Below are 12090 nucleotides of genomic sequence, written 5' to 3' on the forward strand. Positions count from 1 at the left end.
CCTGGCACTGACCATGACGGCCTACTCCGTTACCTCGCACCGGCTGTCGCCGATACCGTTTGTTTATAACCACCGCCACGATTGCGGTGGATGAACCTGAACTCAAAGGTATCAGATCCTGACTGAAATTTCGGCGGACAGCCCAAAACGACGAACACCGATTTTGCTACCAACGCCGCTGACGATTGAAGCAACCAAACCAGACGCGGACTCTGACGGCCTTGGCACTCTCACAATTGCCGGGTTTAGCTGCCAGACCCGGCGCCAAGGCCACTGGCACACGGCCACCCAAAAGACCGAAGCCTTTGCCATTAACAGTGATTAAACCGAAGCCAAATCCCCGACATAAATATGACTGCTTCGTTATTACGCTTCATTATTCCATTAATCGCCGCAATGCCAGTCAAAAATAGACATAAAAACAGAACCTTGCAAATCTGATGCGATCAATTCTGCACAATGTGGCGTGATAACGAAGCGGTCGCGTTCTTGAAATAACGAGTCGGTCAAATGATCACAGCAGCCCAAACAAAAAAGGCCCGAAGCTTTCACTCCAGGCCTTCTCATCAATCACCGGTCAATCACCTCAACCGCACTTACTATCGCCACAAGACAGGCAAGTCGCACACCCGTCCATCACGATCACCGCCTTGGTGCTGCACTTGCCACACATGGTGGCGTTGGCGGGGTAGTCGCTGGCTTTTTCGTCGTTCGTGGCCGTGGTGTGGCTGGCTTCGAACTCGGCGCGCTTTTCGGCGAGGATGCGCTTGGTGGTTTCGCTCATTTCCTCGTTTTCCAGCAGGCCGATGGCCTTCAGGTGCTTCTCGATCACGGCGCCGATTTCAGCCACCAGGGACGGCATGAATACGCCGCCTTTCTTGAAGTAGCCACCGTTGGGGTCGTACACACTGCGCAGCTCTTCCACCAGGAAGGTCACGTCGCCACCCTTGCGGAATACCGCGGAGATAACGCGGGTGAGGGCGATGACCCACTGGAAGTGTTCCATCGACTTGGAGTTGATGAACACTTCGTACGGCTGCCGGCTTTCGTGGTCGGTGTCTTCGTTGAGCAGGATGTCGTTGATGGTGATGTACATCGCGTGCTCGGCCACCGGCGGCTTGATCTTGTAAGTGGTGCCCAGCAAGAAGTCCGGCCGTTCGATGTATTCGTTCATCTCAACGGGTTTGGTTTCTGCGTGCACCGGTGCCTGATGTTCGGTGGCTTCGGGGTCGGCTTTCTTTACGCGGTAGCCGACGATTTTGTTGCTGATTTTAACTGTCATGTTCGTTGTCCTGTGTCGGGTTCCCGGATCAGTATTTACCGTAGGTGCCTTCTTTGAGGGCGTCGAAGAGGTTGGCGGCGTTGTGGATCTCGCCGTCGTACTCGACTTGTTCGTTGCCCTTAAGGGTCACCTTGCTGCCGTCGTCCAGTGTGAATTCGTAGAGGGTGTTCTCCAGATCCTTCTCTTTCACCAGTACACCCTGGAACGCCTCGGGGTTGAAGCGGAAGGTGGTGCAACCCTTCAGGCCCTTGTCGTAGGCGTACATGTAGATGCCCTTGAAGTCCGGGTAGGCGAAGTCCGTGGGCACGTTGGCAGTCTTGGAGATGGAGGAATCCACCCACTTCTGCGCTGCGGCCTGGATGTCCACGTGCTGGGTCGGCGTGACGTCATCGGAGGTGGTGAAGTAGCTTGGCAGCTTCTTGTCTTCGTCCTCGGAGAACGGCATCGCGCCCTGGTTCACCAGGTGGCGGTAGGCCAGCAGTTCGAAGGAGAACACGTCTACCTTTTCCTTGGTCTTGCGGCCTTCGCGGATGATGTTCCGGGCGTAGTGGTGCGAGAAGCTTGGCTCAATGCCGTTACTGGCGTTGTTGGCCAGTGACAGGCTGATGGTGCCGGTCGGCGCGATGGAGGTGTGGTGCGTGAAGCGGCCACCTTTCTCGGCCAGCTTTTCGACCAGTTCCGGTTCCACGCCGGCAATCTGCTGCATGTAGCGGCTGTACTTGGCGTGCAGCAGTTTACCCTTGAGCTTGTCACCCAGCTGGTAGCCGTCTTCGCTCAGCTGCGGGCACTTGGACAGCATCTTGGGGGTAATCTCGAACTCGTCGTCCATGATCGGCGCGGGGCCTTTCTCTTCGGCCAGGGCCAGGGACTGGCGCCAGCCTTCCACGGCCATCTCGCGCACCACTTCTTCGGTGAACTCTACGGATTCTTCAGAACCGTAGGGCATGCGCAGCATGGCAAGGGTGGAACCCAAACCGAGGATGCCCATGCCGTGGCGGCGCTTGTAGGTGATTTCGTGGCGCTGTTCTTCCAGCGGCAGGCCGTTGATCTCTACCACGTTGTCCAGCATGCGGGTGAAAATGCCCACCACCTTGCGGTACTTCTCATAGTTGAAGCTGGCCTTGTCGGTGAACGGGTAGTCCACGAACTTGGTCAGGTTCACCGAGCCCAGCAGGCAGCTGCCGTATGGGGGCAGGGGCTGCTCGCCACAGGGGTTGGTGGCGCGGATGTCTTCGCAGAACCAGTTGTTGTTCATCTGGTTGACCTTGTCGATCAGGATGAAGCCGGGCTCTGCGTAGTCGTAGGTGCTGGTCATGATGGTGTCCCAGATGAACTGGGCTTTCAGGGTGCGGTAGATGCGGCACGCCACCTTGCCTTCATCGTTGACCACGTAGCCTTCCAGGATCGGGAAGTCGCGGTAGACGAACTGTTCCGGATCGTTCAGGTCCAGGCCTTCTTCTTCCACTTCCTTCTCGGTGACCGGGAAGGACAGGTGCCAGTCGTCACCGTTGCGGACGGCTTCGATAAAGTCTTCGGTGATCAGCAGCGACAGGTTGAACTGGCGCAGGCGGCCGTCTTCACGCTTGGCCTGGATGAAGTCGATGATGTCCGGGTGGTGAACGTCGAAGGTGGCCATCTGGGCACCGCGGCGGCCACCGGCGGAAGACACGGTGAAGCACATGCGGTCGAAGATATCCATGAAGGACAGCGGGCCGGAGGTGGTGGCACCGGCGCCAGCGACATAAGCGCCACGGGGGCGCAGGGTGGAGAACTCGTAGCCAATGCCGCAGCCTGCTTTCAGGGTCAGGCCGGCTTCGTGGTTCTTTTCCAGGATGTCGTTCATGGAATCCTGAACGGAGCCAGACACAGTGCAGTTAATAGTGGAGGTGGCCGGTTTGTGGGCCTCGGCGCCGGCGTTGGAGGTAATACGACCCGCCGGGATCGCGCCGTGTTTAAGGGCCCAGATAAAGTCCTTCATGTGCTTGGCGCGGTTGGCCTTGGCTTCCACCTGGGAAAGGGCAGTCGCTACGCGTTCGTAGGTCGCGTTGATGTCCTTATCGACAGGTTCGCCGGTCTTGGTCTTGAGCTGGTACTTGCTGTTCCAGATATCAAGCGAAGCTTCCTGCATTGGAATTGTTGTTACCACTGCCTGTGCTTTAGCGTTCATTGCCACCATACCCCTATTGAACTTGCTGATTTTTTACGGGCCAGGCTGCGTGCCCTGGCCGAATTGTGCTCTTGTTGGACAAAACCACTACATGTGGTGTTGACCTCGCCAGACTTTTGCCGTTTTCCGGGGAAAGGCCGTGGCTGCAAGCGGCAGCCCTGGCGCCCCGGACGGCTTATTTGGGCGATGGTCAGAAAACACCCAATAAACCCTATATATGGGCCTCTTTCGAATGAGTATAACAGGATATAGTGGTCTGTGAATAAGAAGACAACTATCGCTTGGGTGTCTGGGGCAAAGAAAATCAATGGATAAGGGCTTGAATCCGGGGAATTGCCCGTAAAATCGCCAAGTTGGACGTTTGGCCTACAAAGCACAACATGTTGTGGTTAAAAATTACCCGAAAAAAGTTGGCGTGTAGTTCACCAACTCAGGTAATTGTGACCGCTGCACGTACCCGTCATCGACGTGTCGCTAAAGTAGCGGGGTGGTGTCGAAGACTGCAGTGGCCCACAGGAAGTGATAACGACTATAAAAGGAACGGAATAAAAAGGAACATAATAATGAAAGGCCTGAAACCAACAGTGCTTGCGCTGGGCATCTTTGCGGTGCCGACCATGGGGCTGGCTGACATCCGCTTGCTGGATGACAGTGCCATGGGGGAGATTACCGGCCAGGCGGGTGTCTCCATTGAGCTGGAAACCAAAATCGATATCGACCAGTTCCTGTACGTCGATGAGGGTGCGTTCGCGGTGAACGACATCAGCATTGGTGGTGCGGAACGAACGGACTTCTTCGGCTTTGCCGGGATTGGTGGGCCAACCGCCAATAACCGTTTGGACAACATCCGCATTGATATCGATGTGCTGGCCGATGGCGATGCCGCCATCAACATTGTGCCAACCAACTTTGCCGCCGTGGATTTCCGTATAACCACCGGGGCGTGGGAATTGCTGGCCACCGATGGCAGCGGTGATTACACCCGGCTGGTCGACAACTTCTACGCCGAGGGTCTGATGGCGCGGGGATCGGTCCATTTGGATACCGAAACCGATGTGATGCGACTGCGCACGGCGTTTGCCATCGAGACCATGGACTTCGATGTGCCATTCCTGGCCATGGGCGTGCGTGGTTTGCAGATCACCGGGGCGGATTTTGATTCGACCTTTTCCAGCCCGCTGGACCTGTTCGCGGAGGTGGATCTGTACATCTACCACGGGGAACGGCTGTCGGGCGGCGGTTCGTCCCTGGCGATTGATATGCCATCGTTCCGCGCGGACGTCGGGATCGAAGAGGTGATTATTGGTCAGCAGTCGATTGGCCGGGTGTTCGTGGACGATCTGGCGATCACCGATACCGCGATGAGGGTATACGGCCACTGATCAGCAGTGTGAAAAAGCAAAAGGCGGGATCGTGTCCCGCCTTTTGTGGTTCTGGGGGTAGGGTGCTTGTCAGTCCAGCAACAGGCTGTCGTCGTCGATTTCCAGCCCCCGCTGCTTCTCGAACAGTCCCAGCAGGTCTTTGACTTCCAGGCCTTCGCGTTTCTCTCCCTCGATATCAAACACCACTTCACCCTGGTGAAGCATGACGGTGCGATCACCGACTTCCAGCGCCTGCTTCATGCTGTGGGTAACCATCAGCGCGGTGAGTTTCTGCTCTTCGATGATCTGGGTGGTGAGCTCGAGGACGAAGGCAGCGGTTTTCGGGTCCAATGCCGCGGTGTGCTCGTCCAGCAGCAGGATGGCGGAGGGCGTCAGGCTTGCCATCAGCAGGCTGACGGCCTGGCGCTGACCACCGGACAACAGGCCCATCTTGTCGCCCAGGCGGTTCTCGAGCCCGAGCTTGAGGGAGGACAGGCTGCTACGGAACCGTTCCATGTATTCCTTCTTTACGGCGGCTGTCAGTCCCCGGCGCTGGCCACGCTTGATGGCCAGGGCCAGGTTTTCTTCGATGGTCAGGCCCTCGCAGGTGCCGGCCAGTGGGTCCTGGAACACCCGGGCAACGCGGCCCGCGCGCTTGTGGGTGGGCAGTTTGGTGACGTCCTGGTTGTCGACAATGATCTTGCCGCTGTCCACCATCACTTCGCCGGCGAGGGCGTTGAGGAAGGTGGATTTGCCGGCGCCGTTGCTGCCGATCACGGTGACAAACTCACCCTGGTTGACGGTCAGGCTCATGCCCCGCAGCGCGGGGTTTTCCAGGGGTGTGCCCTTGCCAAACGTCAGTCTGAGATCCGTTGCGCTAATCATGCTGTACCTCTCAGGCTTTTTTGCGGGTGAGTTTGGCGGCGACCGAGGTGCGAACGCCGGGCAGGACGATCGCCAGGGTAACCAGTACCGCCGTGATCAGGTTCAGGTCCTGGGACTGCAACCCGAGGAACTCGGCGTTCAGGGCGAAGGCGATGGCCAGCCGGTAGATGATGGCGCCTGCCACGCACGCGATCAGCGCGCGAACCACGGTGGAGGGCGTAATCACCGCTTCACCGCCAATCAGGGAGGCGAGGCCGATTACAATCACACCAACCCCCATTGTTACGTCTGCGGCACCCTGGCTCTGGGCAAACAGGGCGCCAGCCAGGCCCACCAGGCCGTTGGACAGCGCCACACCAAGGACGATCATGCCGCCGGTGGCGATACCCTGGGCCCGTGCCATGCGGGCGTTGGCGCCAGTCGCGCGCATCGCCAGACCGGTTTCAGATTTCATGAAGCGCCACAGCAGGATCAGGGATACCAGCACCACGATCACGAACAGCACGACGGGCACCTGGTGGTAGGCCAGGCCCAGGTCATACCAGGGGGTGAGCACGGTTTCCTCGGTCAACAGCGCCACGTTGGGACGCCCCATGATGCGCAGGTTAACGGAATAGAGCGCGATCATGGTGAGGATGGACGCCAGCAGGTTAAGAATATTCAGCTTGACGTTGAGCAGGGCGGTGACCGCACCGGCGGCCATGCCGGCCAGTATGGCGGCACCGGTGGCAATCCAGGGGTTCCAGCCGGCCAGGATCAGCATGGCGGCGACGGCTGCCCCGAGGGGGAAACTGCCGTCGACGGTCAGGTCCGGAAAATCCAGGACCCGGAAAGAGATGTAGATACCGAAGGCGACCAGACCGTAGATCAGACCGGTTTCAATGGCGCCGTAGAGAGCAATGTCACTGAGCATGGGTAATATTCGCTGTAAAAGAATACGGGCGGGCCCTTGTGAGGCCCGCCCGTATGGAGTCAGGTGTTACTTATCGCTTTTGACGATTTCCTGGGCATCGTTGAGCACATCGTCGGACAGGGTAATGCCCATGCGCTCGGCTGCTGCGGGATTCACAAACAGGTTCAGCGTATCAACGGACTCAACCGCCATTTCTGCAGTGTTGGCGCCGTTCAGCACTCGCACCACCATCTTGCCGGTCTGGCGGCCGTGGTCGTAGTAATCAAAGCCAAGGGCAGCGACGGCGCCACGGCTGACGGTGGCAGTATCCGCTGCGAATACCGGAATCTTGGCGCGCTCACCCACGGAAACCACGGCCTCGGCGGCGCTGATCACGGTGTTGTCGGTGGTCAGGTAGATGGCGTCTGCCTTGCCGACCAGCGAGCGGGCGGCACCCAGCACTTCGGAGGTCTTGGTGGCGGCGGCCTTGACCAGGGTCATGCCACGGGCCTGCAGGCGTTCTTCCAGCAGTTCCACCAGGGCCACAGCGTTGGCTTCGCCGGGGTTATAAACTGTACCGATGGCTTTGGCGTCCGGTACCAGGCGCTCCAGCAGGTCAATGTGGCGCTCAATCGGCAGCATATCGGTAACGCCGGAGATGTTGGCGCCGGGTGCTTCCAGGCTTTTTACCAGCTTGGCGCCGACCGGATCGGTCACCGCGGAGAATATGACCGGGATATTGCGGGCTGCGGCCGCCATGGTCTGGGCCGACGGCGTGGCAATGGCGACGATCACGTCCGGGCCTTCGCCAACGAATTTGCGGGCAATCTGGGAGGCAATGGCGGCATTGCCCTGGGCGCTCTCGTGCATGAGCTTGAGGTTATCGCCTTCGTTGAACCCCTCTTCGGCCAGTTCATCCCTGACCCCCTGGTAAACCGCATCCAGGGCCGGATGTTCCACAATCTGGGTAACGGCAACTACCCGTGGTTCGTCGCCTTGTGCCAGTCCCGCTGCGGCCAGCAGGGTTGCACCAATCAGGGTTCGCAGAGTCTTCTTGGCCATAAGCCCTTTCTCCCGAGAGTGTTGAGCGGTGATTCATAGTTTTGAAGGGGCGCAAGTTTATCACACCGAATCCGCTTGCGGGGTAGGGGAAGTTACTTGATTCGTATCAAAGCGTTGCAGAAAATCCGCAAAAAGCCTGAGAAGTGCAATAGTATTATCGTCATCACGTTTTGACGGCAGGTGGTGTGTTGAAATACCCTACGAAAGTCTAATAAGCCCGCAAAGAGGCTGGCTCTCACAGGACACAGGTCATCCCAATAACTCAAATAATCGCAAGCAAGGAAAGGTCCATGGACACGACAAACAAACTTCCTCTGGATATGGTCTATTACTGGGAAAAGGCCAAGGCCAATTCCCTTTATATGACGCAGCCGATGGGCAACGGTCAGGTGGAGGAGTACACCTGGAAGCGCGCCGTTGACGAAGCCCGCCGCATGGCGTCTTACCTGAAATCCCTGAATCTGCCGGAAAAGAGCCGGGTGGGGATTATCTCCAAGAACTGTGCGCACTGGATCATGTCCGACTGGGCGATCTGGATGGCTGGCCACATTTCCGTGCCGCTGTACCCGACCCTGAATGAGGACACCGTCAACTATATCCTCAAGCACAGTGAGTGTGAGGTGGTGTTCATTGGCAAGCTGGATGACTGGGATATGATGAAGCCCGGTGTGCCTGAGAACGTCCGGTGTGTGTCCTATCCACTGAGCCCGCCCAATGATTTCGAGACCTGGGAGGATCTGGTGGCGGAATTCCCGCCCATGGAAGAGAACACCACCCGGGACCCGGAAGAGCTCGCGACCATCGTCTACACCTCTGGCAGTACCGGCCGTCCGAAAGGCGTGATGCTGAGCTTCCGTAACATGGCCTTTGCTGCCACCGGTGGCACCGAGGTGCTGGGTGTGGGGCCGGACGAGCGCATGTTGTCCTACCTGCCATTGGCTCATGTGTTTGAGCGCACGTTTGTGGAACTGGGCTCCCTGTATGCCGGGTTCCACCTGTTCTTTGCCGAATCCCTGGATACGTTTGTACAGGATCTCCAGCGCGCCCAGCCGACGTTGTTCCTGTCCGTACCGCGCCTGTGGGTGAAGTTCCAGCACGGTGTGTTGCAGAAACTGCCCAAGAAGAAACTTGAAAGACTGCTTAAGATTCCTGTTGTAAGTGGTCTGATTAAAAAGAAAATACTGAAAGGGCTTGGCCTGGATAAGGTGAAGCTGGCCGGCAGTGGTTCGGCACCGCTTTCCCACGATGTACTGGACTGGTACCGCAATCTTGGCCTGGAGCTGCTGGAAGGTTACGGCATGTCCGAGAACTTTGCCTATTCCCACATGAGCAAGCCCGGACGCTCCCGCACCGGGTATGTGGGTGAAGCAGCGCCTGGTGTGGAAGTGAAGATCAGTGACGTGGGTGAGATCCTGGTCAAGAGCCCGGCCACCATGATGGGGTATTACAAGGACGAAGAGAAAACCCGCGAAACCTTCACCGAAGACGGTTTCCTGAAAACCGGTGACAAGGGTGAGATTGATAAGATGGGCCGCCTCAAGATTACCGGCCGCATCAAGGAGATCTTCAAGACCAGCAAGGGTAAGTACATTGCCCCGGCGCCGATTGAAAACCGCCTGATGTCCCATGACGCTATTGAGATGGTGTGTGTGTCCGGCGCCAACCAGACCCAGCCCCATGCGCTGGTGATGCTGGGCGAGGAAACCCGTCCGAAACTGGCGGATGAGGCCTTCCGCAAGAACCTGGAAGCCAGCTTCCAGGATCTCATCAAGGAAGTGAACAAAACGGTGGATCCCCATGAGCAACTGGCGTTCATCACCGTCGTCAGCGATGAGTGGTCCATCGAGAACAGCTTCCTGACACCCACGCTGAAACTGAAGCGCAACGTGGTGGAGGATGCCTACCAGGAGAAGGTGGACAGCTGGTACGCCAAGCGCCAGCCGGTGATCTGGCAGTAAGACCCGCCAACCAGAGTGCGGAGTTCTCCGCACCTGATGACCGAAAGGCCCGGATTGATCCGGGCCTTTTTAATTATTGGTCACAAAAAGGCTACATAAGTCGCATAGGGCAGTTGCTTGCAAGGGAATAAACTGAGGGCAATTCAGGAGGGAGTATGACTCAGTTAGCCCGTTTCCAGAAACGCATCCACGAATCCATACCGTTGACCCGGGCCCTTGGCCTGGAGGTGCTTTCCTATGACGGCCATGCCCTGTTAGTGAGTGCACCGCTCGAGCCCAACCATAATCACCAGGGCACCGGTTTCGGTGGCAGTGTCTATTCGGTCGCTGTTACGGCAGCCTGGGGGCTGGTCGAGCTCGCTCTTGCGGATATGGGGCTGCGAGGCAATGTGATGGTCCAGAGTGGAAATATGGAGTATCTGATGCCTGTTGACGGGGATTTCTATGCCCTCTGCCGTCTGCCTGCAGGGGAGATTCCGGATCGTTTCAGGAAGAGCCTGGCGCGTCACGGCAAGGCTCGTATAGCCCTGCACACGGATGTCTATTGCGGTGAACCGACGACCGACCCGAAGGGCTCGCCGGTGGCCACCTTCCAGGGACGCTTTGTGGTGCAGGACGCCAGCTCATGCCCCATCTTCTGATCTTTTCTGCTCAGAACCCCGGCGTCAGGCGATGCTGCGGGTGTTGGAGATTGATCGGCTCATCAGGATGATGGGAATAATCCCCGCCAGTACGATAATCAGGGCCGGTAGCGCACTGTGGGCGAGCCGTTCGTCGGAGGCAAACTGGTACACATAGGTGGCCAGGGTCTCGAAATTGAACGGCCGCAGGATCAGCGTTGCCGGCAATTCCTTCATGCAGTCGACGAACACCACCAATGCAGCGGTAATCAGCGTTCCCCTGAGCATGGGCAGATGCACCCGTAACAGGGTGCTGCCGGGTGAATGTCCCATGGAGCGGGATGCCATATCCATACTGGGCGTGATTTTCTGCAGCGCGCTTTCCACGCTGCCTGCGGATACCGCCAGGAAGCGTACCGTGTAGGCAAACACCATGGCAAAGGCCGAGCCGCTCAGCATCAGGCCGGTGCTGATGTTAAAGGTGTCACGCATCAGTCCGTCCAGCCAGTTGTCGAAACCTGCCAGGGGAATGATCACACCCACGGCCAGTACCGCGCCGGGCATGGCGTAGCCCAGGCTGGAGAGGCGCATCATGATCTGCATACCGCGGGTGTCATGCAGGCGCCGGCTGTAGGCGAGGGTGACGCCAATCAGCAGGGTGGTCAGGGCTGCGGTGCCCGACAGGAACAGGCTGTTCAGGGTGTTGCGTATAAAGTCGGAGTTCCAGCTTTCGTCAAAGTATTCCCAGGCGTACTGGCCCAGGGTGAGGGCCGGAATCACAAAGCCGAGGATGACCGGCACGGCGCACACAACGATGCAGATCATCTGGCGTGGCCAGGACATGGTGAAGCGGCGAATCGGGTCGCGGTTGTCCCGGGCGGCGAACTGTTGTTGCCGGCGGCGGGAATAGCGTTCCAGGGTGACCAGGATCACCACGAAGACCAGCATGGTGGTGGCGATCTGCGCCGCGCCGCCGAGGTTGCCCAGGTTCATCCAGGTATCGAACAGGCCGGCGGTGAGGGTCTGAACGGCGAAGAAATCAACGGTACCGAAATCGTTGAGGGTTTCCATCAGCACCAGGGACAGGCCCACGGCGATGGCGGGGCGGGCGATGGGCAGAACCACCCGGAAAAACGTGCTGATGGCTGAGTGACCCAGGCTGCGGCTGACGGCGAACAACGAGGGAGACTGCTCGAGGAAGGCAGCCCGGGCCAGCAGGTAAACGTAGGGGTAGAGTACCAGCCCGATCATCAGGGTGGCGCCTTCCAGGGTGCGGATTTCCGGGAACCAGTAGTCCCTGGCGCTTTCCCAGCCGAAGACTTCCCGTAATGCCTTCTGGACCGGCCCGGCGTAGTCGAGCAGGCTGGTGTACACGTAGGCAATGACGTAGGCAGGAACGGCAAAGGGCAGCAGCATGGCCCATTCAAAGAAGCGGCGCCCGGGAAATTCGCACATGGTCACCGCCCAGGCCGTTGCCAGCCCGATCACCAGGGTAATGCCGGCCACGCCAAGCATCAGTTTGAAGGTGGTGATCAGATAACGGGGAAGTGTGGTGTCCAGCAGATGTGGCCAGACGTTCTCATCCGGGAACAGGGCCAGGAAAAGAACCGATACAACGGGGAGTGCAACGATTGCTGTGGTAAGGGCAGCGGAGATAAGCCACCGCTTTGAGGTGCGTTTTGCCAGCAGGGGCTGACCTAGCCCGGTTTCACCGCTGGTGCCTGCCTCGGTCATGTCGTTCCTTTTGCGCTCCTGAAAAGAGCCACGATTCTAGTCACCTGCGGCTGTCGCTGCAATGACTGGTATGGCCGGTTGGCCGGATTTATGGCCTTTGCAGACAAAAAAGGGTGGGCCAGGCCCACC

At 58.4% G+C, this 12090-nt stretch carries 9 protein-coding genes; 3 read left to right on the forward strand and 6 right to left on the reverse strand.

What is annotated here, in order from left to right; translation table 11 throughout:
- Positions 1–586: 586 nt before the first annotated feature.
- Complete coding sequence (locus tag MARLIPOL_RS06460; RefSeq protein WP_012137243.1) at positions 587–1282, reverse strand: TSCPD domain-containing protein; 696 nt, start codon at positions 1280–1282, stop codon at positions 587–589.
- 28 nt (positions 1283–1310) lie between these two features.
- Positions 1311–3449, reverse strand: coding sequence for an adenosylcobalamin-dependent ribonucleoside-diphosphate reductase (locus tag MARLIPOL_RS06465; RefSeq protein WP_036191030.1), 2139 nt, complete (start codon positions 3447–3449; stop codon positions 1311–1313).
- Between the two features lie 563 nt (positions 3450–4012).
- Between MARLIPOL_RS06465 and MARLIPOL_RS06470 the strand changes: the two genes are divergently transcribed.
- Complete coding sequence (locus tag MARLIPOL_RS06470; RefSeq protein ID WP_012137245.1) at positions 4013–4831, forward strand: DUF6160 family protein; 819 nt, start codon at positions 4013–4015, stop codon at positions 4829–4831.
- A gap of 69 nt (positions 4832–4900) precedes the next feature.
- On the opposite strand, the gene MARLIPOL_RS06475 is transcribed toward MARLIPOL_RS06470, so the two are convergent.
- The 3 genes from MARLIPOL_RS06475 to MARLIPOL_RS06485 form a co-directional block, all read right to left on the reverse strand.
- The gene (locus MARLIPOL_RS06475) at positions 4901–5695 is read right to left on the reverse strand and encodes an ABC transporter ATP-binding protein (RefSeq protein WP_012137246.1); all 795 of its coding nucleotides are present in this window, start codon (positions 5693–5695) and stop codon (positions 4901–4903) included.
- Between the two features lie 10 nt (positions 5696–5705).
- Positions 5706–6608 (reverse strand): ABC transporter permease, encoded by a 903-nt coding sequence (locus MARLIPOL_RS06480; RefSeq protein ID WP_012137247.1) that lies wholly within the window; start codon positions 6606–6608, stop codon positions 5706–5708.
- A 66-nt stretch (positions 6609–6674) separates the two neighbouring features.
- Positions 6675–7649, reverse strand: a complete 975-nt coding sequence (locus MARLIPOL_RS06485) for an ABC transporter substrate-binding protein (RefSeq protein ID WP_012137248.1) — start codon at positions 7647–7649, stop codon at positions 6675–6677.
- Positions 7650–7939: 290 nt separating this feature from the next.
- On the opposite strand from MARLIPOL_RS06485, the gene MARLIPOL_RS06490 reads away from it, so the two are divergent.
- Positions 7940–9607, forward strand: a complete 1668-nt coding sequence (locus MARLIPOL_RS06490; protein WP_012137249.1) for an AMP-binding protein — start codon at positions 7940–7942, stop codon at positions 9605–9607.
- A gap of 155 nt (positions 9608–9762) precedes the next feature.
- Entirely contained in the window at positions 9763–10248 is a 486-nt protein-coding gene (locus MARLIPOL_RS06495) for a thioesterase domain-containing protein (protein WP_012137250.1), read from the forward strand.
- A 24-nt stretch (positions 10249–10272) separates the two neighbouring features.
- Here MARLIPOL_RS06495 and MARLIPOL_RS06500 read toward each other — a convergent pair whose 3' ends face one another.
- Positions 10273–11961, reverse strand: coding sequence for an ABC transporter permease (locus tag MARLIPOL_RS06500; RefSeq protein WP_012137251.1), 1689 nt, complete (start codon positions 11959–11961; stop codon positions 10273–10275).
- Positions 11962–12090 lie beyond the last annotated feature (129 nt).

This window comes from Marinobacter lipolyticus SM19, from assembly GCF_000397065.2.
Lineage (GTDB): Bacteria > Pseudomonadota > Gammaproteobacteria > Pseudomonadales > Oleiphilaceae > Marinobacter > Marinobacter lipolyticus.

What these genes read in the sequence shown, in the direction of transcription:
- MARLIPOL_RS06460 (WP_012137243.1), bottom strand. Translation starts at nt 1,282, where the DNA reads ATGACAGTTAAAATCAGCAACAAAATCGTCGGCTACCGCGTAAAGAAA.
- MARLIPOL_RS06465 (WP_036191030.1), bottom strand. Translation starts at nt 3,449, where the DNA reads ATGAACGCTAAAGCACAGGCAGTGGTAACAACAATTCCAATGCAGGAA.
- MARLIPOL_RS06470 (WP_012137245.1), top strand. Translation starts at nt 4,013, where the DNA reads ATGAAAGGCCTGAAACCAACAGTGCTTGCGCTGGGCATCTTTGCGGTG.
- MARLIPOL_RS06475 (WP_012137246.1), bottom strand. Translation starts at nt 5,695, where the DNA reads ATGATTAGCGCAACGGATCTCAGACTGACGTTTGGCAAGGGCACACCC.
- MARLIPOL_RS06480 (WP_012137247.1), bottom strand. Translation starts at nt 6,608, where the DNA reads ATGCTCAGTGACATTGCTCTCTACGGCGCCATTGAAACCGGTCTGATC.
- MARLIPOL_RS06485 (WP_012137248.1), bottom strand. Translation starts at nt 7,649, where the DNA reads ATGGCCAAGAAGACTCTGCGAACCCTGATTGGTGCAACCCTGCTGGCC.
- MARLIPOL_RS06490 (WP_012137249.1), top strand. Translation starts at nt 7,940, where the DNA reads ATGGACACGACAAACAAACTTCCTCTGGATATGGTCTATTACTGGGAA.
- MARLIPOL_RS06495 (WP_012137250.1), top strand. Translation starts at nt 9,763, where the DNA reads ATGACTCAGTTAGCCCGTTTCCAGAAACGCATCCACGAATCCATACCG.
- MARLIPOL_RS06500 (WP_012137251.1), bottom strand. Translation starts at nt 11,961, where the DNA reads ATGACCGAGGCAGGCACCAGCGGTGAAACCGGGCTAGGTCAGCCCCTG.